The organism is Arthrobacter sp. BB-1, from assembly GCF_006151685.1.
GTDB lineage: Bacteria > Actinomycetota > Actinomycetes > Actinomycetales > Micrococcaceae > Arthrobacter.
The window spans coordinates 34,128-57,315 of record NZ_VDEV01000030.1; the positions used below are offsets into that span (position 1 = coordinate 34,128).

The window sequence follows — 23,188 nt, forward strand, 5'->3', positions numbered from 1 at the left end:
TGTCCCGCTTGCTGAACCCGGCGGGAGCCCCACCACCCCTTGGGGCAGCGGGACGGGATGGCTTCCATAACGGGACCGGGGCTATTCGTCGAAGTGCGTGCGCAGGCGCGGAGTCGGCGAAACGGAGGCGATGATGCCGGCGGCAATTTCCCTCAGCTTGATGTTGCGGCTGTTCGACGCCTTCCGCAGGATGGTCATTGCGTCCTCCTGGCTGCAGCGGTTTTGGGCCATGATCACCCCGACGGCCACATCGATGGCCGTGCGGGACTTCATTGCCGCTTCCAGGTCCTCCTTGGCCTCCCGCAGGTGCGCCAGCCGCAGCTCAAGCTTCAGGGTTTTGGCGGATTGCTCTCCGAACATCCCGGCCCGCGCAATGTCCTCGATGGAGAATCCGTTGGCCGCAGAAGAGTAAATGTTGAGGGCGGCTGATGAGTCCTCCTCCAGTTGCAGGGGGACGCTCAGGATGGACGAGACACCGTGGGCCGCAACAGCGTGGGTGTAGTCCGGCCACCGGGGCTCCGTGGAGACGTCCTGGACGTAGACGGTGGCGCCGCTTCGCATTGCAGCCAGGCAGGGCCCGTCCCCGAAGGCGTACTGCAGTTCGTCCATCGCCGTTGCGCGGGGCGTGCTCCAGGCGACCGTGATAGGCCTCTTGCGGCGCACAACAGTGACGTTGCAGAAGATGTCTACGCCGGGCGGAGCCAGCAGGGAGGCTGAGAAAACGGCGAGTTCCCGGTAGAAGTCCTGGGCGTCACCGGCCTCCAGGACGAGGTCCTGAAGGCGGGAAACGATCCCGTCCTTAAACGCGGCGGTGTGGGGCTCCGCCGCTGTTGCGGTGGTGGGTAAGGCGTCCATGGCACGTCCCTGAAGTTGGGCTTCAACCGCTGACAATTTCCATGCGGCGTGAACACGCCCACTTCCAAACGCTTCCCCCCAGACTACATCCATTCCCCTGACTAACTACGAACAGGGGCCGGGGGATGGGCCCTTGGCTTTATGCTGAAACCATGGCGCAACTTCCCCTTGATGAGCTCAGCACTGTCATTGCTCGCATACAGGGGCTGCTGCTCACGGAGGAAAAAGCCAACACCGCCGTCCGCCTCCTGGCCCGGGCTGCGAAGGAGTCCGTTCCCGGCACCATCGGAGCGGGCGTCTCCCTCCTGGATGCACGCGGGCGCCGAACCAGCAGCGGCTACACAGACGGAATCGTGAGCCAGGCGGACGCCATCCAGTACGAGTGCGGCGAAGGCCCGTGCCTGACCGCATGGGCAGCCGAGGAGACAGTACTGGCCACGGACCTCACAAGCGAGGACCGGTGGCCCGAGTGGCGCAACCGGGTAGCAGGCTTGCCCGTACTGTCAGTGGTCAGCGCACCCCTGATGGCGGGCGGTGCATCCATAGGCGTGCTGAAGCTTTATGCCGCCGCTCCCAACATCTATGACCCGGGCAGCGCCGACCTGCTCCAGCTTTTCGCTGCCCCTGCGGCCACGTTGCTCTCGCACATCCAGGCCACCGAGGCTCCGCACCGGATGACGGAGGGTCTGCAGGCGTCCCTCTATACGCGGGACCTGGTAAACCGCGCCTGCGGGGTGCTGATGGAGCGGCTGGGTGTAAGCCACGAAGCTGCGCTCCAGCTGCTGATCAGGCACGCCCGCGAAGACCAGGCAGCCTTGCACAACATCAGTGAACGCGTCCTCGCCGGGACGCTGTCCCCCGGAGCCTAGGAACTGCCCATGGGCTTTGATCCCAACGAACCGGAACAACGGCGCCGGCTCCGTGCAGCCATGAAGGCAGCCGATATCCCCGTATCCGAACTGTGGCTGAAGTACTTCAGCCTCTCGGGCGACGCGGGCGAATATGAGGTGGAGGCCTACCTGCAGGGTTTGCTTTCCCTGCCCCTGATACAGCGCGACCTGCTGGCGCTGGCGGCAAACGAACTGATTGACGACCTCCCCCGGCCACGTGCGCCCTACTCCGACGACTTCGACGGTCCTGCTTCCGCGGGCGGGCAGCACGTCGGCGGCGAAGGCGGGCAGCCGGCGGGCAGGGAAGCGGGCGGGGAAGACAGCAGTGAAGCCGGCAGCGAAGACAGCACCACCCGGCAACCGGACCCGGACGAATAGCGCGACTCCGCCACCGCATTTCAATAGCTCCCGCAGGGGCGTAGTGTCGGTAGTAGGAGATTTTCGGGATAGAAACGATCCGGAGGTTGAATACCCAGGTCCGCCGCGCAGAGAGCGGCGGCCGACAGCCAGGGCTGTTGCTTCTGGCGCACCAAGGATTGAGGCCTGATGGCCAAGGAAAGCTCTGTTGCCGCTTCGGACCGGATGCAGGATCTGCTGCTCGAAAGTCCCGGGTTTCCTGAATTCCTCCTGGGCCTTGCCACCATCTCAGCGTCCCTGCTCTCCCCGGACGGTCCGGTGATCTGCACCATTACGGTGGAGCGCGACGGCGCACTGACAACAGTTGCCAGCAGCAGCGAGGGCGGCCGCCGGCTGGATGAAACGCAATACGCGTTCGACGACGGCCCCTGCCTCACAGCAGCCCGGCAGCAGCGCCTGGTGTGGGTTCCGGACCTGAAAGGCGACGGGCGCTGGAGCGGCTACGCGGAGGCCGCGCTCCAGGAGGGCGTGCGGTCCGTCCTGGCTGTCCCCATCCTCACGGACGCGTCCTCCCGGGCAGGATTGAACTGTTATGCCCACTCTGTGAGTGCCTTCAGCGAGGAAACGGTGGCGCTCCTTGAACAGCATGCAGCATCCATGTCCAGGATTCTCCGGATTGCGCTGCGCCTGCACGGAGCAGAGGTGCATCCGGAACACCTCCGGGCGGCGCTCAAATCGCGGGCGGTGGTGGATGCCGCAGTGGCACTGATCATGCTCCAGCACCGCGGCGGCAGGGACGGCGCCGTGGAGATCCTCCGCTTGGCCGCCCAGTCCAGCAACCGCAGGGTCCATGAGATCGCCCAGGATATTGTGCAGGGTGCCGATCTCCCTGCAGCCCAAGCGAGCTGAGGACGGGACATGTATCCCCTCGGGGCCGAGGGCCCGGAAAAACCGGACCTGGCAGCTGAACAGCGGCGGGGGGTCGCCCAGCGCTTCCGCGATACGGATCTGCCCCTGGGAAAACTGTGGACGTACTACTACGGCATCGGCGGCGATCTCGACGAGATGTCCCTGGATGCCTTCCTCCACGAAGCCCTGGACATACCGGCTTCGCAGGCGGGCTTGATCGCCACGGCGATGACGGAACTGACAGAAGGCGACACTCAATGACAACCCATGCGAACGGGGCGGCGGGCCCTGTCACACCCAATTCTGCGGAGATAGACAGAACCCTGCAGGAACTCGTCCTGGACAGCCAGGACATCGCCGGCTTCCTCACCGACCTTGCCGTGGTTGCCGCTGCCCGGCTGTCCACGCCAGGCAGCCCGGTCCACGCCGGAGTCACTGTGATCCGCCACAAAAGGCCCAAGGCGGTGGCCAGTAGTGACGCTAAAGCGCGTGCCCTGGACGAGCTGCAGAACGGATTCGGTGACGGACCCTGCCTTACGGCCCTGCGCAGCAAGAGCCCGCTGCTGGTCCCCGAGCTGGCAACCGAGCACCGCTGGGCCGCGTACGTGAAGGTGGCCCGGGCCGAGGGGGTTGCCTCCATCCTCGCCGTGCCGCTGGATTTGGGCGATGACGCAGAAGCGGTCCTGAACCTCTATTCCGGCCGCAGCCACGGCTTTTCGGTCGACGACATCTCCACTGTGGAAACCTTCGCCAGCCAGGCAGCGGGATCGCTGCGCCTGGTCCTCCGCATCACGCAGCTGAGTGAGGCGAAGGCCGATCTCTCCACCGCCTTGCAGTCCCGTACGGTCATCGACATGGCCGTCGGAGCCATCATGGCCGAGAACCGGTGCAGCCGGGACACGGCATTCAAAATCCTCACCAAGGCCTCCAGCACCCGCAACATCAAACTCCGCGAGGTGGCAGCATCCGTGATCGCCTCCATTTCCGGCGAGCAGCAGATCGATACCTACTTCGACGAGTGAGAGCCCTCCCGGCGGCGAAGGCACCACTCCACGCCGCCCGGGACGTGATGAGATTCACTCGCAACAATGTTGAGAGCGCTGCTGCCAACTGGGCACTATGGAAGGTGTCGGCGGCCCTGCACCCAAAGAAATCCGCAGTCCGCCGATGGCCGGTGTGCTTAGTCACATCGGACCGTATTCAGTTGCCAACCTTTCCGGCAACCGCCACTATGGCAGGGGAATGCGCTTTCCCACCTGCAGTCGTCCTCATAGACGAGGACACGGCCCGGGCAATGAAGATTCCAGGCCGCCAACCGCAAGAAATGGAAGTTGAATAATGACGTTCGATGCCAATGACTCCGTGACCCTCAAAATCTGGGACCGGTCCACGCTCCACCACACTCTGGATTCCGCGGTCAGCGACCTTTCCGCGCGGCACAACACCACCACCTGCCGCGTCGCGGTCACCTGCAGCGGCCCCAACACCTTTACCCTGAGCCTGCGCGGCGAGGGGCAGGCGCTGGCCTCCGCCTAAGCGGCCACGCCCACAACGCAAGCGGACGACGCCGGGACCTCCCGTCGTCGTCCGCTTCCGTTAAGCGCCGCCCCGCAAGCTTGCTGCCCGGCATACTGGAGGCATGAGGATGCGCACGTGGCGGGGGCTTGGGAAGCGGCGCGGCCCGGGCGAGGTCTGGCGGGACTGGACGGCTGCGGACGAGGCCGGTGACGCGGAGCGGGCGGCGGCGCTTGCCGCCGAACTGCTGGAGCTGACCCCGCGTTCCTATTTCAGCTGGTTCTACGCGGGGCTCCTCTCCAAGGCGCTGGGGAACTGGGCCGAAAGCTGCGAACGCAGCGCGCGCGCCCTTGAGCTCTTTACGCCGGAAGACGCCGAAGCGTTCGACGGCGTAAATCCGGCGGCATGGAACCTGGGCATTGCGGCAACGGCACTGGGCGACTGGGCCACCGCGCGAAGGGCCTGGACTGCGTACGGCGTGGACGGGCTCGGAAGCGGCACGGAGCCCATCGACGGTGATTTCGGGCTGGCACCGGTGAGGCTGAACCCTGGCCAGCCCAGCCTTCCGCACCAGGTGATGCCCTCCGCCGGATCCCCGGAGGTGGTGTGGTGCCGGCGCAGGAGCCCCGCCCATGCGGTGATCTCGAACGTCCCGCTCCCGGAGTCCGGCCACCGCTTCGGGGACGTTATCCTGCACGATGGCGAGCCGAAGGGAACACGGCGGCTTGGCGACCGCGAAGTCGCCGTGTTTGACCAGCTCCAGCGCTTAGAGGACTCCGGCATGCCCACCTGGCAGGCGGCGGTTTCAGGAGCGTCGCAGGACGACCTCCAGGAGCTGTCCGAACTCCTGGAAATCCGCGGCCTTGGCATGGACGACTGGTCCGGCATCCGCGCCATGTGCCCGGAGTGTTCCCACGGCTCCCCGGACACAAGCCATGACCACCCGCCCGCGCAATCAGAGGGGACGTTGCTGGGGCTTGCGGGACGGGAACCGGAGCTGACGGAGGTGGTGGCAGGCTGGGCGGCGGCGAGGCCCGCGGTAGCGGTGGACCTTGCCCTGCTCTGGTGAGCGGCACGTAAAATTTGTGGGGTCAGGCGGAAGCGCGCCACCCAAGCACCAAAGGCAACCATGAGGCAGCAACCACAGGCGCGGGCCGAAACCGGTCCGGCAGGAGCGGAAAAGCCAGCAACGACGCCACTAGCCGTGGTCCCTGCGGCCCTTGTGTCGGCGTCGGGCTTCCTGCTCTTCGCGTGGCAGGACCGCCTCTTCGGATTCCTGCTCCTGGCCGCCGCGCTTTTCGTGGCCGGCTTCATCGGCCGCCGCCTCCTGGTTGACTTTGCGCTGATCGGGGTGGGGCTGACGGCCATGAGCCTGGTCCCCATCACCACGGACATCAGCACCGAGCATATGGTGGTGATGGGAACGGCCATGGTCCTCGCCGTCGGCATCCCCTACTCTGTCTCACGCTTCGTCACCAAGGACCACGCCATCCGGTTCCCCATCAGGACCGGAACCCCGTGGACGCGCGCCGAAAAATGGTACCTGCCCGCCGTCCTGGTGATCGGCTACGCCCTGATGCCCGTGTACATGATCCGCACCGGGGTTTACAACAACTGGCCGGCGGTCAGCGACCCGGACGGCATCGCCCGGCTCTTCCTGGGCACCAACGTGCTGGGCATCTGGGACGAACTCTTCTTCATCTGCACCGCGTTCACCCTGCTGCGCCGGCACCTCCCGGACTGGCAGGCCAACCTGCTGCAGGCGGTCCTTTTCACGTCGTTCCTCTGGGAACTCGGCTTCCACGCCTGGGCGCCCTTCTTCATCTTCCCGTTTGCCCTGCTGCAGGCCCGGCTTTTCACGGTGACCAAGTCACTGTCCTACATCGTGAGCGTCCACCTGTTGTTCGACTTTGTGTTGTTCCTGGTCCTGATCCACGCGCACAACCGCGAGTGGATCAACATTTTCCTGTACTGATGGGCGCATCGGAGCAGTACACTTCCGCTGCCAGAGCCGGGCTGGCTACCTGCCCGGGGCACCGCCGCCGGAATGATGAAGCCCTAGGTCGCCGCGCCGAGCTCGATGAGCTCACCGGGGGTCTTGGGATGGTCCCAGGCTGTGGTTTCCGCCGTCAGGTCCTTGCCGCAGGACTGGCACCACGTCCCGGAAGCGGACTCGGAGCCGCACCTGGTGCAAACGATCCGCAGGGCCCTTCCGCTCGGGGAATCGGTGTTCCGCTGGGCCCAGGCCGTGAGGGCGTGCAGGACTGGAAGCGCATCCGCCCCCGCGGCCGTGAGGCGGTATTCATTCCGCGGCCGGACTCCGGCGCTGTAGGGCTCAGCTACCAGGATGTCCGCCTCCACCAGGCGCCGCAGCCGTTCACTCAGGACGTTGTCCGCCACCTTCAGCGCTTTCTTGATGCCGTCGAACCTCCTGTTCCCCATGAAGACTTCGCGCAGCACCAGCAGGGACCACGGATCGGCAAAGACATCAGCTGCGCGGGCAATGGGGCAATTGTCACCTGACCAACTGGTGCGAAGCGGCATGGCATTCCTCCTCAGGACACTAACTATCTTAGAGCAAGCTTATTTACTTTCTTAAAGAAAGCTAGTAGTTTGGGCGAAGCGGTCCTCGCCCGATGGATACCGCACCGCAGCAGCCGCTCCCCCGGCGCCCCCAACCCCGGAGTTCCCCATGCCGTCAGCCCCTGCCCTGTCCGATCAACCACCCGCCATGCACAAGCCCCAATACGTCCTGCCCGAAGGCGTTGCCTTCACCGGCAACGCAGCCGCCTTCATCAGCCTGTATCTTGCCGCTGGGGCACCCGTCCCCCTGCTGGTGCACTACCAGCAGCAGTGGCACTTCGACGCCCCGGAACTGGCCTGGGCCTTCGCCGTCTATGCCGCCGGGTTCCTCGGCGCCCTGCTCACCGTTGGCTCCCTGAGCGACCATGTCGGCCGGCGCCCCGTCCTGCTCGGGGCGCTGCTGATCCAGCTTGCTGCCCTCGTCGCATTCCTGGTGGCGGACGATATCGGCGTGGTTATTGCCGCGCGCGTTGTCCAGGGCATCGCCACGGGAGCGGCCACGAGTACCTTCGCGGCTGCCCTGGTGGAACTCGCTCCGGCACACCGCAAGAAGCTCGGAACCATCCTTGGCAGCGTGGGAATGGCGGGCGGGCTGGCTGTTGGCGCCCTGCTTTCGGGGGTTGCCATCGAATTCGTGCCCCGGCCGGGCGTCCTGATCTTCACCGTCCTGGCCGCCATCACCGTCCTGGGCATCGCCGTCGCAGCCTTTACCCGCGACGGCGGCCAGCGGATGCCCGGCGCCCTCCGCTCCCTCCTGCCCCAGGCCGCGGTCCCGCCCGCCGTACGGCGGGAGTTCATCGCAGCCGCCCCCGCCATCGCGGCCGCCTGGATGGTGGGCGGCCTGTCCCTGGGCCTGGCGCCGTCGATCATCCGCACCGTCTTCCAGCTGGACAGCGGACTCCTGAACGGGTTCAGCAGCTTCATCGGCCCGGCAGCCGCCGCCGTGGCCGGGCTGGCACTTGCCGGGACAGCTGCCCGGAAAGGACTGATTTTGGGCATTGTTGCCGCAGCTGCCGGGATGGCCGGGATGCTGGCAGGCATCGCCGGCGGCAGCCTCGGCGTGATGATTGCCGGGCAGGTCATCGGCGGACTCGGCTTCGGCGCCGCCTTCACCGCCGCCCTTCGGCTGATTATTCCGCTGGCGCCCGCACAGGAAAGGGGAGGCGTGGTGGCTTCGCTGTACATCGTGGCCTACCTCGCCTTCAGCGTTCCAGTCATCCTGGTGGGCCAGCTTGCCGCGCCGCTTGGCCTGGTGCCGGCACTCGTCACCTACGGCGCAGCCACGGTGCTCCTCTGCGCGGTGAGCCTGGTGAATCAGCTGGCACCGCGCAGCCGTGCGGCCGCCTGACATACAGTCGGAACACAACACGAAAGCGGTGAAGCACCATGCCTGGACCCCGGGGTACATCCCGATTCGACCTCTCCGCCTTGGCGCTGCCTGTCATCCAGGCGCCGATGGCGGGCGGACCCTCCACTCCCCGGCTTGCGGCGGCGGTGAGCTCGGCCGGCGGGCTGGGTTTCCTTGCCGCAGGGTACAAGAGCGCCGGCGCCCTGCTCGCTGAGATCGAAGCAACAAGGGAGCTCACCGGAGCCCCCTTCGGGGTCAACGTGTTCGTTCCCCAGCCGTCGGTGGCCAACCCGGACGAGGTGGAGCGGTATGCCCGCTCCTTGGCGCCTGACGCCGCCCGCTTTGGGGTTACCCTCGGCGATCCTCGCCACGACGATGACGGCTGGGACGCCAAAGTGGACGTCCTGCTGAAGGAGGCGCCCGCCGTCGTCTCCTTCACTTTCGATCTTCCGGACCCAGAAGTGGTTGCCGCCCTGCAGGCGCGGGGCGTTTACGTCCTGGCCACGGTGACGTCCATGCCGGAAGCGGGGCGCGCGCTGGACGCCGGTGTTGACGCGCTCTGCGTGCAGGGACCGGAAGCCGGCGGCCACCGGGGGACGTTCGAGGCCGCCGGCCCCGCCCCGGACGTACCGCTCCATGAGATCCTGGCGGAGCTGTCCGGCCTCGGCGCACCCCTGGTTGCAGCGGGCGGAATCGTCACCGCGGAGGATACACGGGCCGCTCTCTCCCGGGGCGCGGCGGCAGTCCAGGCCGGTACGGCGTTCCTGCGGGCCGACGAAGCGGGCACCAAGGCAGCCCATCGAACAGCCCTCACCTCGGAGCAGTTCACCACCACGGCCGTCACCCGCGCCTTCTCGGGAAGGACCGCCCGCGGCCTCCACAACGGGTTCATGCGCCGCCATGACGGCGAGGCTCCCTACGGGTATCCGGAGATCCACCACCTCACCACTCCCCTGCGCGCCGCAGCCGCCGCTGCCGGGGAGCCGGACTGGCTGAACCTGTGGGCCGGGACCGGCTTCCGGCGCACCATCGCCGGACCTGCCAAAGAGATCCTCGCCAGCCTGCGGCCCTAGGCAGTGCACCTGGCAGCGGACGACGGCGGGCCGGCCCCTTCCGGAGCCGGCCCGCCGCACGCCTGCCTCAGGTTAGAGGGTGGCGGTGTCAATCACGAAGCGGTAGCGGACGTCCGACGCCAGGACGCGCTCGTAGGCCTGGTTGATCTTCTCCGCCGGAATAACCTCGATCTCGGCACCCAGGCCGTGCTCGGCACAGAAGTCCAGCATCTCCTGGGTCTCGCGGATGCCGCCGATCATGGAACCGGCGAAGGAGCGGCGTCCGCCAATCAGGGCAAAGGCGTTGACGGGAAGCGGCTCGGCCGGGGCGCCGACGTTCACCAGTGCGCCGTCGAGCTTCAGCAGCTGCAGGTAGGAGCTGATGTCGATCGAGGCGCTGACCGTGTTGATGATCAGGTCGAAGCTGCCGGCGAGGTCCTTGAAGGTGTTCTCGTCGCTGGTGGCGTAATAGTGGTCGGCGCCCAGCTTGAGGCCGTCCTCCTGCTTCTTCAGCGACTGCGACAGCACGGTCACCTCGGCGCCCATCGCGTGGGCAAGCTTGACGGCCATGTGGCCCAGCCCGCCGAGTCCGACGACGGCAACCTTCTTGCCGGGTCCCGCACCCCAGTGCCGCAGCGGCGAGTACGTGGTGATGCCGGCGCACAGCAGCGGCGCGGCGACGTCGAGCTCGATGCCTTCGGGAATCCGGACCACGAAGTCTTCGGTCACCACAACGTGGGTGGAGTAGCCGCCCTGGGTGATGGTACCGTCGCGGTCCACGGCGCCATAAGTGCCGACGTTGCCCTTGAGGCAGTACTGCTCCTCGCCTTCCAGGCAGTTGGCGCACTCCTTGCAGGAGTTGACCATGCAGCCGACTCCGACGCGGTCGCCCACGGCGTGCCTGGTGACGGCGGAACCCACCTCGGTGACCACGCCCGCGATTTCGTGGCCTGGAACCAGCGGGTACTGCTGCGGGCCCCAGTCGCCGCGGACGGTGTGGATGTCTGAGTGGCAGATGCCGGCGAACTTGATCTCGATCAGGACGTCGTTGGGGCCAACGGCCCGGCGTTCGATGGTGGTGGCAATGAGGTCCTCAGTCGAGGACGGGGATACATAGGCCTTGACGGTGGTCATGGGTCTCCTGAGGTCTGTTGGGGGGATATTTCGATGCTACAGGGGGGTGTTCTCGATGTAACCCTGGAATGGGCCGGCCAGCGTGGCCCTGCTGTACCTAGTCTTGGCAGTCCTACCTTCGGCCGTGATACTCCTCGGTTGGCACCCGATTCGTCGTAACGTGTCCTTTATGGATACCCGAGCCGAGGTACGGCAATTTCTGTCCACCCGCCGTGGGCGCATCACGCCCGAGCAGGCAGGAATTGAACCCTACGGCGGGCGCCGCCGCGTCCCCGGGCTCCGCAGGGAAGAAGTGGCCAGGCTCGCCGGCGTCAGCGTTGACTACTACACGCGGCTGGAACGCGGAAACCTCACGGGCGTCTCGGACAGCGTCCTCGATGCCATCGCCGGTGCCCTGGAACTGGACCGTGCGGAGCACGACCACCTGTATGACCTGGCAAGGACTGCCAACCTGTCCGGCCGGAAACGTGCCGCGAGCGCGGCGCCAGCGGGGGCGCGCCCTGAACTGCAGTACCTCTTGGACGCAATCACGGGAGCACCGGCCTTCATCGGAAACAACAGGATGGACATCGTGGCCGCCAACGCGCTCGGCTACGCCCTGTACTCGGACATGTACCGGGGCCCCACGCGCCCGGCCAACCATTCACGCTTCATCTTCCTGGACCCCCGGGCGCACAACTTCTACACGGATTGGGAGCGGGCGGCCAGCACTAACGTGGCCATCCTGCGCCGGGAAGCGGGCCGCAACCCGCATGACAAGGGCATCGCGGAACTTATCGGGGAACTGTCCATGCGCAGCGACGAATTCCGCACACGCTGGGCAGCACACAATGTCCGGCGGCACTACGCCGGGACAAAGCTTTTCCGGCACCCGGTGGTGGGTCTGCTCGACCTGAACTACCAGGTCCTGGGGCTGGAAGAGGACCCGGGGCATTCGCTCACGGTCTATCCCGCCACCCCGGGCAGCCCCTCCGAGGAGGCACTGAAGCTTCTCGCCTCCTGGGCCGCCACGGAGAAGATCGCCGAGACAGCCCAGGCACACGCACGGGGCTAGGCTTCGCCGGCCTGGCCGGGCTCCGCAGGCTGGAGCCCCGATTCATACCCGATGAGCCAGTGGAGCCCGTGGCGGTCAATCACCTGGCCGTCCGAGGCGCCCCAGGGCTTGGGGCCGAGAGGGTCGACCACCTGGCCGCCAGCGCCGAGTTTGTCGAACCACTCATGGAGGACCTCCGGCTCCGCCGTTCCCAGCAGTGAGAGCATGACGCCCTCAAGCCGGACGCTCTTTTGGCCTTCTGCCGTATCCGAACCCGCCACGGCAACCACGCCCTTGAGCACCCCATGGGCGATGGCGCCGGCAGGCCCGTCAGTGCGGCCGAAGTCCTCGTAAGTGTGCAGGAAGAGCTCTCCGCCGAAAACGTCCGCATAGAAGCCAAGCGCTTCACGGGCTGTACCGGGGAAGCTGACATAGATCTGGGGTGCCGTCATTCGGCCAGCATACAGACCAAACTGCTTCCGCCCCCGCCGCCCGTCACGCTAACAGGCGTTGCGGGACAGCTGGGAGGACGCGACTGTTGTGGCCGACGCCGGCACCGGAGTTTTGCCGAAACCTCCCGGATCCACCCGATTGAGCATGAGGGCGGGTTCTTCCGGGTAGCTGGTCCGCTGAACACGCCGCGGTCCCCGCAGGGCAGGCCGGTGTTCGTGCAGGCCGGGTCCTCCGTCGACGGGAAGGCTTTTGCAGCCCAGCACGCCGAGGCTGTGTTCACCGCCCACCAGACCCTGCATGGCGCCCAGGGGTTCTACGCCGACATCAAGGCTTTGACGGCCGCCAACGGCCGGAACCCCAAGCAGCTCCTGGCCCTGCCGGGCATGAGCCCCTACCTGGGTTCCACCGAGGCGGAGGCCCGCGCCCTCAAGCAGGAGCTCGACGAGCTGACGCAGCCGGCGTACGGGGCTGGGCATCCTGCGCAAGCTGCTGGGCGTCGGCCTGGACGGCGTAACGCTGGACAAGGCCTTCCCGCCGGAGCTCCTCGCTGAAGTGGGGCGGGCTGGAAGCCGCAGCCAGCTGCTCCTCGACGTCATCCACCGGGAGAACCCCACGGTCCGCCAGCTGCTGCACCGTTTTGCCGGTGCCCGCGGGCATTACGTCTTTGCCGGAACACCGGTGCAGGTTGCATACGAGATCCAGCGCTGGTTCGAAGATGGGCAGCGGATGGGTTCAACATCATGCCGCCGTGGCTGCCCGGTGGTTTCGAGGCTTTCGCGGACGAAGTGGTTCCCATCCTGCAGTCCCGCGGACTCTTCCGCACTGAATACACCAGTGGGGCCCTGCGTGGGCCCTTCGGCCTGGACCGTCCGAAAAGCCGGTACAGCAATAGGGCCAAGAGCAGCTGTCCAGGGTGGCCGGGCCCGGGCTCTTGTGGCGCATCGCCTGCCTCCGTAGAGTCGGGGCACAAGTGGCTCCGGCGCCGCCCGGGCCGAGTGTTCCAGCTGGATGACCGGAGGACTGCTGTGGCCGGAGTGGACAGGATCACCGAACCGTGGGGAACCCGGACCCCGTATGGCCCGGGCCAGGAGTGGCCCGTGCGCGTGGATTCGCATCTTGCGGAGGGCCTGGAACCCTCTGGCGTGGACCGGTGGGTCCAGGCGGCCTCCCTGCTCCACTCCAACGGTGACGCGATGGACATCGCCGTGAAGGACGGGAAGATTGCCGGGGTCAGGGGGCGGGCCGGGGACCGGGTGAACCGGGGCAGGCTAGGGCCCAAGGACCTATACGGGTGGCAGGCGAATGCGTCCCCGGACCGGCTGACCACGCCCCTGGTCCGTGAGAACGGGCGCCTGGTGGAAACCGACTGGGACACGGCCATGGACCGTGTTGTGGCCAGGAGCAAGGAGCTGATGGCGGAACAGGGCGGGAGCGCCATCGGTTTCTACACCACGGGCCAGCTGTTCGCTGAGGAGTACTACACGTTGGGCCTGATTGCGCATGGCGGACTGGGCACCAGCCATGTGGACGGCAACACCAGGCTGTGCACGGCGACGGCGGCTGAGGCGTTGAAGGAATCGTTCGGCTGCGACGGGCAGCCCGGCAGCTATACGGACATCGACCACGCGGACGTCATCGCCCTCTTCGGCCACAACATGGCGGAAACGCAGACCGTGCTCTGGACCCGGATCCTGGACCGCCTCGCAGGACCAAACCCGCCGCAGATCATCTGCGTTGATCCCCGGCCCACGCCCGTGGCGAAGGCAGCAACAGTCCACCTGGCACCGCGGCCGGGAACGAACGTGGCGCTGATGAATGCCCTGCTCCACGAGATCATCGCCAACGGGTGGGTGGACTCTTCCTACATCCGGGAGCACACAGTGGGGTACCCGGACCTGGTGGAACGGGTGAAGAACTACACCCCCGCCGTCGTGGCTGGAATCTGTGACGTGCCGGAAGAAGACCTCCGCGAAGCTGCACGGATCCTGGGCCAGGCTAAACGCCTCCTCTCCACTGTGCTGCAGGGCTTCTACCAGTCCCACCAGGCAACGGCCGCCGCGGTCCAGGTGAACAACCTGAACATCATCCGGGGCATGCTGGGCAAATCGGGCTGCGGCATTTTGCAGATGAACGGGCAGCCCAGCGCAGAGAACACCCGCGAATGCGGCGCGGACGGCGACTTTCCCGCCTTCCGCAACTGGTCCAATGACTCCCACGTCGAGGACCTGGCCCGGGTGTGGAACGTTGACCCGATGGCCATCCCGCACCAGTCACCGCCAACGCACGTGATGCAGATGATGCGCTACGCGGAGGACGGCTCCATCCGGATGCTGTGGGTCAGCGGAACCAACCCAGCGGTGTCGCTGCCGGAACTGGCGCGCATCCGGTCCATCCTCTCCCAGGACCGGCTGTTCCTGGTGGTCCAGGACATCTTCCTCTCCGAAACCGCGCAGCTGGCCGATGTGGTCCTTCCCGCCGCCACCTGGGGTGAAAAGACCGGAACCTTCACCAATGCGGACCGCACAGTCCACCTCTCGGAGAAGGCAGTGGACCCGCCGGGCGAAGCGAAGCCGGACCTGGACATCTTCCTGGACTACGCGCGGCGGATGGAACTCAAGGACAAGGACGGCAGGCCGCTGGTGAAGTGGGACAACCCGGAAGCGGCCTTCGAGGCCTGGAAGGAATGCAGCCGGGGCCGTCCGTGCGACTACACCGGGCTGGGCTACGCGAAGCTGCGCGGCGGGACCGGAATCCAATGGCCCTGCAATTCCGCCAACCCCGAGGGGACAGAACGGCTCTACGCTGACGGCAAATTCTGGGCCCAGCCTGACTACTGCGAGACGTATGGCCGGGACCTGGTCACTGGAGCGCCCGTGGAGCCGGACGAATACAAGGGCCTGAACCCCGAAGGGAAAGCCATCATTAAGGCCGCCAAGTACCTGCCGGCGCACGAGCTGCCCAGCGAGGACTTCCCGCTGCAGCTGATCACCGGCCGCACGCTCTACCACTTCCACACCAGGACAAAGACGGGACGGGCGCCGGAGCTGCAGTCAGCGGCACCGGAGGTATGGGCTGAGGTTTCCGCGGCCGACGCCGGCACGTATGGAGTCGCGGAAGGAGACGTTGTGGACATCACCACTCCCCGGGGCACGGTGCGTGCCCAGGCCAGGGTCAGCGGAATCCGGCGCGGGGTGGTCTTCCTGCCGTTCCACTACGGCTACTGGGACACTGCGGGCGGGAAGGAACCGGCGGGCCACGGGCGGGCAGCCAACGAGCTCACCATCACGGACTGGGACGCAGCCTCCAAACAGCCCATCTTCAAGACGGCTGCGGCCAGGCTGGTCCGGGTCGGGACCGGGGACGGCCCGGCGCCCGCACCGGCCATCACCGCATCCGCCCCTGTGGAGGCGCCGGCAGCCGGGGGTGCGCAGTGAAGATCGGGTTGGTCCTGAAAGAACTGCACCGTTCCGAGACAGACTTGGTGCACGCACTGCTGCACGTTTCGGAACGCCACAAGGTGGACCACGAAGTCTTTTACCTGGCCCGCGACCTGGCGGACTGGTCGCGGGACCACCTCCGGCAGTTGGCCGCCGTCGCAAACGACTACGGCCAGGACCTGGATCCGGAGCCTGCGGATGAAAGCAACGTGGGCATGAAGCTGCGGGAGAAGGGCAGCGAACTCCTGGGACGCGACAAGGACGCCGGGCTGCTCCTGCTGCAGGACCTGCGGGAAATCTACCTCAAGGCCTCCGGGGTATCCCTGGACTGGGAGATGCTGGCGCAGGCCGCACAGGGAATCAAGCACACCGGCCTGCTTGAGGTGGCGAAGAGGTGCCACCCGGAAACGCTCCGCCAGGCCAAGTGGGCCAACGCCAAGCTCAAGGAAAGCTCCACCCAGGTCCTCATCAGCTGACCCCTCCCAACTAAGTAGCGCTAATTGTCGTTTTGACCCTTCAAAACGACACTTAGCGCTACCTGGTTGGGCATGGGGCGGCCTGTCCCTGGGCACGCTGCGGATTAGCAGGGCAGGGTATGGCTGGGCGGGTCAGGGGTTGGACGCCGGAGCCTGGGCCGCTGGGTGCACCCGGGTGGTGAGGTAGAGGCGGTGGGCAGTGATTACCAGGGCCAGCCAGGCCGCTCCAAGTGCCCACGCGCCCAGCACGTCGGTAAGCCAGTGGTGGCCGAGGTAGACGCGGCTTAGCCCCATGGTCGCCGCAAAAACCGCCGCCACCACTGCCGTAAGTACCCGGGCGCTGGCCGTGGTGAGCCGGAGGATAACCAGGTAAGCCACGATCCCGGCGATCACCACCGAGTTCAGGGAGTGGCCGCTGGGGAATGAGGCCGAGTACTCGTAGGGCGGGACGGCATCTGCCAGGTCCGGCCTGGTCCTGCCCACCAGTTCTTTGCCCGCGATGGTCATCAGCAGTGAACCCAGCCCGGCAACGAGCATGAGGATGACAGGGGTCAGGGACCGGCGCTTCAACGCGAGCCCGGCCATGACGGCCAAGGCCAGCACTGGCATGCCGACAGTTCCGCCAATGTCCGTGTAGGCGGTGATGAGGAGGTCCAGGCCCGGAGACCTGAGCGTTTTTGCGCCGTCCAGGACGGGATGGTCGAGCCCGGCCACGCCATCGGCTTCGACGACGGATTCGTAGACCTGCGCAAAAACCGCGGCCAACGACACCGCCAGCGCCGCCCCGACAGCCAAGGTGAGGACCAGCACCGCATGGGACCCGAACAGGCGGCTGATGCGTTGGGCCATGGACGCCAGGAGCCGGCCGGGCCGGGTATCCCACCGGGTGAGGTCCTGCCCGCCGACAAAGCGGTCCTGGTGGACTTCGCCTTTAACCCCTGTCTGGGCCGCAGCTGTGTGGGGCGGATTCTTGCCTGCAGCCATGTCGTTTGGCCCTTCCCTGCGGGAGATCAGAAGTTAGTAAGCAACCTTACCTTGTTCCGCGGGCGCGTTCGTGGAGCCGGTCCTCCAGCGGTGTGGAGCTACGCATCCACTGCCTGGCGGGACGGGGTTTTGAGCTGGTCCAGGCAGTAGTCCTTGAACCAGTGCCGGATGCCCTGGGGCAGCTTCGGATAGGTCACGGCCAGGATCTGGAAGGTGCGCTTGAAGCGCCGCTCACGGCTGTCGCTCCATGGCAGGCCGAAATCGCTGCGCAACTGGTACGGCAGGAGGCCCGCCGTGAGGAACCTGGCGAACGGCATGATGGCGCGGTACCACAGCGCTGCATGCCTGGGGTACAGCAGGCCCCGGCCAAAGCGCACCGCATTCTCGTCGGCCCGGAGTGCGCGGATCCGCCCGTCCCAGTAGCGGGCGAACGCCGCCCTGTCCTCGGGCCACATCTGCTCGGGCAGCTGGAGGGCTGTCCCAAGCTTCGCGTAGTCGCGGTACATGGCGTCGGCGGATTCGTCGTCGAGCGGTCCGTAGATCTTCTCGATGATGGTCACGGCGGTGTCGTAGAGCGTGGCCGTCACCCACAACTGCAACTCGGGATCGTAGGCGTTGTAGCCGGGTGACCTGCCGTCGGCGGTCCCGTGCACGGGGACGTGGGCACGGTTCACCCTGCGCCGGACCTCCCTCACCTGCTCGTCGGTGCCGTAAACCACGGCATAGACATAGGTCAGCGTGCCCTTGAGCCTGTTGACGGGGCGGTCGGTAAACGTGCTGTGCTCGGCGACGCCGCGCGCCACCCCGGGTTCGGCAAGCTGCAGCAGAATGGCCCGCCCTGCTCCGGCAAGCAGGATGGCCTCTGCACCCAATTCGGCAATTCCACCCACCATTGCATCAGGCTACCGGAGGTGCGCAAGGACCGACGATGCCGGCGGGCGCGAACAGTACGCGCGAAAAATCGAGTACCCACCACTCGTGCCCTCCACCCTGACTGCACGTACCGTCCTTCAAAAGCCCTGCGGGAAAACACCGCGGGTGTTCCGGCTGTGAAGGGGGCGGTCATGAATGGCACGGAGGCCCTCCGGTGACGCAGCCGGACGCCTATGCCCGGCCACTCCTGGACCCCGCAGTGCTGGAGCGCCTGCGCGACGATCTCGAGGATGACGAGGGAGTGTGGAAGGTCTTCGTGGAGAACTTCATCGCGCAGATGCCCCAACGGTTGCAGAAAGTGCGCCTTTCGCTCACTACCGGCGACGTGACGGGTTCCATGGACGCGGTGCTGAGCCTGAAGACCTCCAGCCAGATGGTGGGGGCGGAGAGGCTGGCAGCGTATGCCGCCGAACTTGAACAGTCCCTGCGCCGCGAGGCCGCGAGCACGGACCCGGCCGTCGCCCTGCCGCTGGTCGCGGCGGACCACCTCCGGCGGATCAAGCAGTGCGCCCAGCGGACCGTCTACGTCCTGCAGAACCACCTGAAACAAGGGCATTGAACAGGGCGGGCAGGCTTCGTCACAGCACCCCTCCACAAGGCAAGCGGACGACGGCGGGAGGTCCCGCCGTCGTCCGCTCCAGTGGTGTGGGACTACTGCGTGAAGGGAACCTTTTCCCATGACAGGACCGGCCCGGCCGCGCTGTTCCCCGACGCCGTGAACCGCACATAGTTGGTGGCGTTGGCAGAGCCGTCCACCGTGATTCGCTGAAGATCATCAGCTGCCGCATCCTGGCCGTAGATATCCAGCCACGGCGACCCCGGCGCCAGGGGCTGGTTCTCGGCGAAGACGTGGCTGTCTCCGTTGATGAGGTACACCGGGCCGTCGAACCGGTTCGTTTCCTCAACGATGGCGTCCACGATCTCCCGGAAGCCCGAAACTGCCGCCGGGTTGGCGGTGGCGGCAGCCAGCAGCGAGGGATCGAACATGTCGGCCTGGGCCATCAGCACCACTGCCCTGTCGTTGCGCCGGGCGGCGTCACTGAAAGTGGCGCGGATCTGGTCCAGGACTGCTTCCGTGCGGTATTCGACTTCGGCCTGCTGTTCGGGCGTCACGGCAGTTTTGCCGAGGCCGCTCCACGGCTGGAGCGAGTTGTTGCTGCCCTGGACGTTCACCACGGAAAAGGCAACCCGGTTCTCGGTGAAGCGGACATTTTCCGGAAGCCCGAGGGCCTCCTGGGACTTGACCGGCATGGTGGCGCCGAGGGTCTTGCCGGGTTCGTTGAAGAACACTTCCCTCAGCTTGTCCAGACGCTCGAGCGGGTTGTAGGCGCCGTTGTTGGTGCGGTGGCAGTCCACCCACTCGTTGTCGCCCGGCGTGAACACCAGCGGGAGCTCGAACGTGTCGAACTGTTCCCGGATGAAGGCAAAGTACCCGTCCGAGCAGACGGACGATCCGTTCTTGATGTCACCGACGTGGGCCACGAAATCGAGGCTGCGGTCCGCGTTGAGGTCCTGGATGCGGGCCGGGAACTTCGCGATTTCCTGTTCGCCGTAGGGGATGTCGCCGATGACTCCGAAGCTGAAGGCTTCGTGCCCGTCGGCATTCTTGGGGGCGTTGTCGGCGGCGTTTGCCGGCTGGGAGGCCAGGAGGCCGAGCGCAAGGAGGGCCGCCGTCGTCGTTGTGGTTGCAAGGGTCTTCAAAGCCACGATGTTTCCTGTCTGCTGGCGCGGGGTGGTTACTGCCGGCGGTTACTGCCGGCGGTTACTGCGTGCGGGCCGTCAAGAACTGCTGCAGCCCCTCAAGGTCGTCCGTGTTGATGTGGTCCACGCCGGCGTTGTAGAGCTCGTTCCAGACGGCGTCGCGGGCGTCGCCGGCCTGGTCCGGGGTTGCCCAGAAGCGGACGCGGTAGCCGTTGGCGTGCGCGGTCGCCACGTAGGCGTGCAGCTTGGCCCGCTCCAGCTCCGGCATAGGGCCGACGCCCTGCCAGGTGAAGAGCTTCGTCCAGTTGTTGCTGACCAGCGGCATCAGGGTGGCGGGCATCCCGGAGCTGAGGTCGCTCGCGCGGCCGTCGTAGAACCCGAACCTCTGGTCCTCCGCCTGCATCGTGGCGAGGGGACGGTTTCCGCTGATCACCGCGGTGACGGGACCGGTCTTGGTTTTGCCTTGGCTGTAGCGGCTCATGATGTCGCGGTGTTCAGCAAGCTCCTGCTCGATGGCGGCGTAGGTGGCTTCACCTTCGCTCTTGATGTCGATGAGGAGCTGCAGGCTGCCGTTCCAGCCCGGGTACACGCTGTGGCCCTGCTGGCCACGGACCAGGTCTTCCAGCGGGTCAAGGTAGAGGCTTTCCAGCGTGACGCCGGCCTTCGCGTCCTCAAGGTCGTGCGCCACCAGCAGTTCGCCGTCCACCAACCATACGTCGGCCTCCACGCTGGTGAAGCCGTGCTCCAGGGCGTCGAACAAGGGGCGGTCATGCTCGTAGTCGTTGTGGGCATGGGCGGCGGCCAGCGGCTGTCCCAGGACGGGTGAAGGGCTGGACGTGTGGGCTACGGCCGAGGAGGCTGCGGCCGAGGGGGCTGCGGCGGTCCCTGTCAGGGAGGCCAGGGCAACGAGGGCGGTGATGGCGCTTTTCACGAACACGAAGTTCTCCTTGGTACAGCTGTGGGGATTCACTGCCCGGCTGTTGGGTTGGGGCAGGTGTGCCTGAAAAGACTTGTCGGCGCGCAAGAACACCTGAGGACCCCCCGGTTGCGGGACGGTGAACAGGAAGAGTCGGGCCTAAAGACTCCACCAGGATCCGGCCAGGAGCGGGCATACTTGCGCCATGACTGATGCAGCGCGAAAACCCGACAGGATCATCCTCGTGCTGCTAGGCATCATCGGCGTTTTGGTGGTGGTGGCCCTTGCCGTGGTGTTTTCCCGCGGAGCCCCGGAACCGCTGGACGAGGCCAGCCCGGCAGGCGTCGTCCAGCGGTACAGTACGGCGGTGATCGACGGCGACATCACCACAGCAGAGACCTACCTCACCGATTCCGCCCGGACAGAATGCCGCGGCTCCTTCTCGGGCGAGCCCCGGCCCACCAGGGTTGTCCTGGTGTCGGCGACGGAGCGGGACCAGTCAGCCACCGTGAAGGTATCCATCGTCAACTCGAGCCAGGGAGCGCCGTTCGGCCCCTCCGAGTACGAGATGGAGGACATCTTTACCCTGGTGAAGGCGGACGGGAACTGGAAGATCAGCCAGGCGCCCTACCCGCTGATGGCCTGCTCGGGAATGCCGGTGAAGCCATGACCTCCCCCGCGCAGCTGGCGGCCCCGGCGTCGGGCCACGCCCAGGTCGCCCTGCGCCGGCTGATCCAGTACGCCCTTCTGCTTGCCCTGGTGGTGATCGCGGCTTCCGGCCTCAGCGGGCTGCTCGAACGCCTGTTCACCTCGGGGGCTGTCCTGGCCTCCACGGACGTGGCCGGACTGGCCCAATCGTTGGCATTCACCCTGATCGGCGGACCACTCGCCCTGCTTTTGTGGTGGTTTGTCTGGCGGCGGCTCGACGACGAGGCCGAACGCACTTCCGGCGGCTGGGGCCTGTACATCACCGCCATGTACGGCATCTCACTCATCATCTTCACCACCTCCTTCCTGGGGCTGGCAACCTCATTCATTGGGCAGCGGGGCAACGATTGGGCGCCCACGCTCGCCAACAGCATTGTCTGGGCGGCCATCTGGGCCTGGCACCTTTGGATGTGGAAGCACCCGAAGAAGCCCACGGCGCACCTGGACGACGTGAGGACCGTCGTCGGGTCCGTGTTCGGCCTGCTGCTCGGTGCCGGCGCAGGCATCGCAGCCTTGGGCGGGCTGCTCGATGTCGCGGTCCGCGGTTTCCCGCTGACCGTCACGGTCGAGCCCTGGTGGTACTCCGTGCTCCGTTCACTGGTGTGGGCGGCGGGCGGGGCGGTCGTGTGGTGGTGGCACTGGTTCAGGGAGGGCGGGCGGCGTTTCCAAACGGGCCTTGTTGACGTCATCATGATCGCCGTCGGGATTTTCGCTGCCGGCATCACTGCCCTTGGCGGCGCCGGCGTGGTGGTGTTTGTGCTCCTGCGGCTGGCGTTCGACCGGAACAACCCCATGAGCGAGTTGCTTGAGCCGTTGGGCCCCGCCATGGCCGGGGCGCTGGTGGGGGCGCTGGTGTGGCGGTATCACCGCGCCGTCTCGGTCCGCCGCTCCCCCGGCACCATGCGGGCGAGCCTCCTGGTTACGTCGGCAGTTGCCCTCGCTGCGGCCGCTTCAGGGGTGGGTGTTGTTGTCAACGCGCTGCTGGCTGCGGCCGTGTCGCCGTTGGCAGGAGGGGCCACGCGGACCCTGCTGCTTGGCGGCATCAGTTCCCTCCTGGTGGGCGGACCGGTCTGGTGGCTGGCGTGGAAGCCCCTGAAGCAGCCGCGGACTGCCGAGGACATTCCGCCCGGCCGCCGCATCTACCTCATTGCCTTCTTCGGTGTCAGCGCAGTGGTTGCACTCGTCACGCTCCTGGTGATCGGCTACCGGCTCTTCGAATTCCTGCTCGGGGACGTCACCGGCGGCAGCCTCCTGGACCGCATCCGCGCACCCTTCGGGCTCCTGGTGGCCGCGGGCCTCGTGGCCGGCTACCACTTCGCCCTGTGGCGGCACGACCGTGTCCTCCTCGCCGCTGCGCGGCCCGCCAGGACGCGCACCATCGACGCGGTCACGCTGGTAACCGCGCAACCAGCAGACGCCGAGGCCTTGGCCGCGGGCATCGCTGAAGCCACCGGCGGCGCCAGGGTCACCTTGTGGCTGCGCGCGGACGACGGCGCCTCCGCTGTTCCCGCGTCGGGTGCCGTTTCAGAGGGTGCAGCTACGCCAGCCGCGGCTGGAACGGTGGACCAGGTGGCGGCGGCCCTGGACGGAGTCACGGCGCAACACGTCCTGGTGGTCCTGGGCCCGGCGGCGCAGCTGGAAGTCATACCCCTGCGCACCCCGCCAAAATAACCGGAATTTCTGTCCAGCGGTTAGGCGGGGTAGCGCGCCGTGGGGATTGAAAATGCGGTGCGGCGGCTGGGTGGCTTGGGGACATCACGCTGGCCGGTGCTGGTTCTGTTGGCTCACGGCGCTGGGACCGAGTTGGCGCTTTTGTTCCCTGGGGGTCCGCGGGTCCTAATCCCCTAGTGGGCTCCTGTGCCCGAACATAGCGTTGGTCTCGGCAAAGGAGGCCAATGATGGCT

25 protein-coding genes are annotated in these 23,188 nt (G+C 66.7%); 17 read left to right on the plus strand and 8 right to left on the minus strand.

Going from position 1 to position 23,188, the window contains the following annotated elements; genetic code table 11:
* Positions 1-81: 81 nt before the first annotated feature.
* Positions 82-855 (minus strand): GAF and ANTAR domain-containing protein, encoded by a 774-nt coding sequence (locus FHJ30_RS16870; RefSeq protein WP_139030422.1) that lies wholly within the window; start codon positions 853-855, stop codon positions 82-84.
* A gap of 152 nt (positions 856-1,007) precedes the next feature.
* On the opposite strand from FHJ30_RS16870, the gene FHJ30_RS16875 reads away from it, so the two are divergent.
* The 8 genes from FHJ30_RS16875 (at position 1,008) to FHJ30_RS16910 (ending at position 6,501) form a co-directional block, all read left to right on the plus strand.
* Positions 1,008-1,724, plus strand: coding sequence for a GAF and ANTAR domain-containing protein (locus FHJ30_RS16875; protein ID WP_139030423.1), 717 nt, complete (start codon positions 1,008-1,010; stop codon positions 1,722-1,724).
* 9 nt (positions 1,725-1,733) lie between these two features.
* On the plus strand, positions 1,734-2,123 hold the full coding sequence (locus FHJ30_RS16880; protein ID WP_139030424.1) for a hypothetical protein: 390 nt from the start codon (positions 1,734-1,736) through the stop codon (positions 2,121-2,123).
* 168 nt (positions 2,124-2,291) lie between these two features.
* A complete protein-coding gene (locus FHJ30_RS16885; protein WP_139030425.1) occupies positions 2,292-3,011 on the plus strand; it encodes a GAF and ANTAR domain-containing protein in 720 nt (239 codons plus the stop codon).
* A gap of 9 nt (positions 3,012-3,020) precedes the next feature.
* Complete coding sequence (locus tag FHJ30_RS16890; protein ID WP_139030426.1) at positions 3,021-3,272, plus strand: hypothetical protein; 252 nt, start codon at positions 3,021-3,023, stop codon at positions 3,270-3,272.
* A complete protein-coding gene (locus FHJ30_RS16895; protein ID WP_139030427.1) occupies positions 3,269-4,033 on the plus strand; it encodes an ANTAR domain-containing protein in 765 nt (254 codons plus the stop codon). Before FHJ30_RS16890 ends, FHJ30_RS16895 begins: the two co-directional genes overlap by 4 nt.
* A 316-nt stretch (positions 4,034-4,349) precedes the next feature.
* Positions 4,350-4,547, plus strand: coding sequence for a hypothetical protein (locus FHJ30_RS16900; RefSeq protein WP_139030428.1), 198 nt, complete (start codon positions 4,350-4,352; stop codon positions 4,545-4,547).
* Positions 4,548-4,650: 103 nt separating this feature from the next.
* Positions 4,651-5,595 carry a tetratricopeptide repeat protein gene (locus FHJ30_RS16905; protein WP_139030429.1) on the plus strand — a complete coding sequence of 315 codons (945 nt, stop codon included), beginning with the start codon at positions 4,651-4,653 and terminating at the stop codon, positions 5,593-5,595.
* 60 nt (positions 5,596-5,655) lie between these two features.
* On the plus strand, positions 5,656-6,501 hold the full coding sequence (locus FHJ30_RS16910; protein ID WP_370633146.1) for a CPBP family intramembrane glutamic endopeptidase: 846 nt from the start codon (positions 5,656-5,658) through the stop codon (positions 6,499-6,501).
* 83 nt (positions 6,502-6,584) lie between these two features.
* Here the strand turns inward: FHJ30_RS16910 and FHJ30_RS16915 are convergent, their stop codons facing one another.
* Positions 6,585-7,070: a helix-turn-helix domain-containing protein gene (locus FHJ30_RS16915; RefSeq protein ID WP_139030430.1), complete on the minus strand. Its 486-nt coding sequence runs from the start codon at positions 7,068-7,070 to the stop codon at positions 6,585-6,587.
* Positions 7,071-7,257: 187 nt separating this feature from the next.
* Here FHJ30_RS16915 and FHJ30_RS16920 point away from each other — a divergent pair, with 187 nt between their 5' ends.
* A complete protein-coding gene (locus FHJ30_RS16920) occupies positions 7,258-8,457 on the plus strand; it encodes an MFS transporter (RefSeq protein ID WP_171059110.1) in 1,200 nt (399 codons plus the stop codon).
* Between the two features lie 38 nt (positions 8,458-8,495).
* Entirely contained in the window at positions 8,496-9,530 is a 1,035-nt protein-coding gene (locus tag FHJ30_RS16925; RefSeq protein ID WP_139030431.1) for a nitronate monooxygenase, read from the plus strand.
* A 72-nt stretch (positions 9,531-9,602) separates the two neighbouring features.
* Here FHJ30_RS16925 and FHJ30_RS16930 read toward each other — a convergent pair whose 3' ends face one another.
* Positions 9,603-10,643: an NAD(P)-dependent alcohol dehydrogenase gene (locus FHJ30_RS16930; RefSeq protein WP_139030432.1), complete on the minus strand. Its 1,041-nt coding sequence runs from the start codon at positions 10,641-10,643 to the stop codon at positions 9,603-9,605.
* 169 nt (positions 10,644-10,812) lie between these two features.
* Between FHJ30_RS16930 and FHJ30_RS16935 the strand changes: the two genes are divergently transcribed.
* Positions 10,813-11,697 carry a helix-turn-helix transcriptional regulator gene (locus FHJ30_RS16935; RefSeq protein ID WP_139030433.1) on the plus strand — a complete coding sequence of 295 codons (885 nt, stop codon included), beginning with the start codon at positions 10,813-10,815 and terminating at the stop codon, positions 11,695-11,697.
* On the opposite strand, the gene FHJ30_RS16940 is transcribed toward FHJ30_RS16935, so the two are convergent.
* Complete coding sequence (locus tag FHJ30_RS16940) at positions 11,694-12,128, minus strand: VOC family protein (protein ID WP_139030434.1); 435 nt, start codon at positions 12,126-12,128, stop codon at positions 11,694-11,696. The genes FHJ30_RS16935 and FHJ30_RS16940 overlap by 4 nt on opposite strands.
* On the opposite strand from FHJ30_RS16940, the gene FHJ30_RS22040 reads away from it, so the two are divergent.
* The 3 genes from FHJ30_RS22040 (at position 12,033) to FHJ30_RS16955 (ending at position 16,042) form a co-directional block, all read left to right on the plus strand.
* Positions 12,033-12,680, plus strand: a complete 648-nt coding sequence (locus FHJ30_RS22040; protein WP_205677054.1) for an LLM class flavin-dependent oxidoreductase — start codon at positions 12,033-12,035, stop codon at positions 12,678-12,680. The two genes, FHJ30_RS16940 and FHJ30_RS22040, sit on opposite strands and share 96 nt — an antisense overlap.
* A 474-nt stretch (positions 12,681-13,154) precedes the next feature.
* The gene (locus tag FHJ30_RS16950) at positions 13,155-15,563 is read left to right on the plus strand and encodes a molybdopterin oxidoreductase family protein (protein WP_139030458.1); all 2,409 of its coding nucleotides are present in this window, start codon (positions 13,155-13,157) and stop codon (positions 15,561-15,563) included.
* Positions 15,560-16,042, plus strand: coding sequence for a hypothetical protein (locus FHJ30_RS16955; RefSeq protein ID WP_139030435.1), 483 nt, complete (start codon positions 15,560-15,562; stop codon positions 16,040-16,042). Before FHJ30_RS16950 ends, FHJ30_RS16955 begins: the two co-directional genes overlap by 4 nt.
* Before the next feature lie 132 nt (positions 16,043-16,174).
* Here FHJ30_RS16955 and FHJ30_RS16960 read toward each other — a convergent pair whose 3' ends face one another.
* Together FHJ30_RS16960 and FHJ30_RS16965 are read right to left on the minus strand one after the other, a co-directional pair.
* A complete protein-coding gene (locus FHJ30_RS16960; RefSeq protein ID WP_139030436.1) occupies positions 16,175-17,026 on the minus strand; it encodes a phosphatase PAP2 family protein in 852 nt (283 codons plus the stop codon).
* Positions 17,027-17,124: 98 nt separating this feature from the next.
* Entirely contained in the window at positions 17,125-17,919 is a 795-nt protein-coding gene (locus FHJ30_RS16965; RefSeq protein WP_139030437.1) for an oxygenase MpaB family protein, read from the minus strand.
* Positions 17,920-18,113: 194 nt separating this feature from the next.
* On the opposite strand from FHJ30_RS16965, the gene FHJ30_RS16970 reads away from it, so the two are divergent.
* Positions 18,114-18,518 carry an Hpt domain-containing protein gene (locus FHJ30_RS16970; RefSeq protein WP_139030438.1) on the plus strand — a complete coding sequence of 135 codons (405 nt, stop codon included), beginning with the start codon at positions 18,114-18,116 and terminating at the stop codon, positions 18,516-18,518.
* A 92-nt stretch (positions 18,519-18,610) separates the two neighbouring features.
* On the opposite strand, the gene FHJ30_RS16975 is transcribed toward FHJ30_RS16970, so the two are convergent.
* Together FHJ30_RS16975 and FHJ30_RS16980 are read right to left on the minus strand one after the other, a co-directional pair.
* Positions 18,611-19,666, minus strand: coding sequence for a metallophosphoesterase (locus FHJ30_RS16975; RefSeq protein ID WP_139030439.1), 1,056 nt, complete (start codon positions 19,664-19,666; stop codon positions 18,611-18,613).
* Positions 19,667-19,721: 55 nt separating this feature from the next.
* Entirely contained in the window at positions 19,722-20,597 is an 876-nt protein-coding gene (locus tag FHJ30_RS16980; protein WP_139030440.1) for a phosphatidylinositol-specific phospholipase C/glycerophosphodiester phosphodiesterase family protein, read from the minus strand.
* A gap of 184 nt (positions 20,598-20,781) precedes the next feature.
* Here FHJ30_RS16980 and FHJ30_RS16985 point away from each other — a divergent pair, with 184 nt between their 5' ends.
* Complete coding sequence (locus tag FHJ30_RS16985) at positions 20,782-21,246, plus strand: hypothetical protein (RefSeq protein WP_139030441.1); 465 nt, start codon at positions 20,782-20,784, stop codon at positions 21,244-21,246.
* Complete coding sequence (locus tag FHJ30_RS16990; RefSeq protein ID WP_139030442.1) at positions 21,243-22,955, plus strand: DUF5671 domain-containing protein; 1,713 nt, start codon at positions 21,243-21,245, stop codon at positions 22,953-22,955. The genes FHJ30_RS16985 and FHJ30_RS16990 overlap by 4 nt, the downstream gene beginning before the upstream one ends.
* The last annotated feature ends 233 nt before the right edge of the window (positions 22,956-23,188 follow it).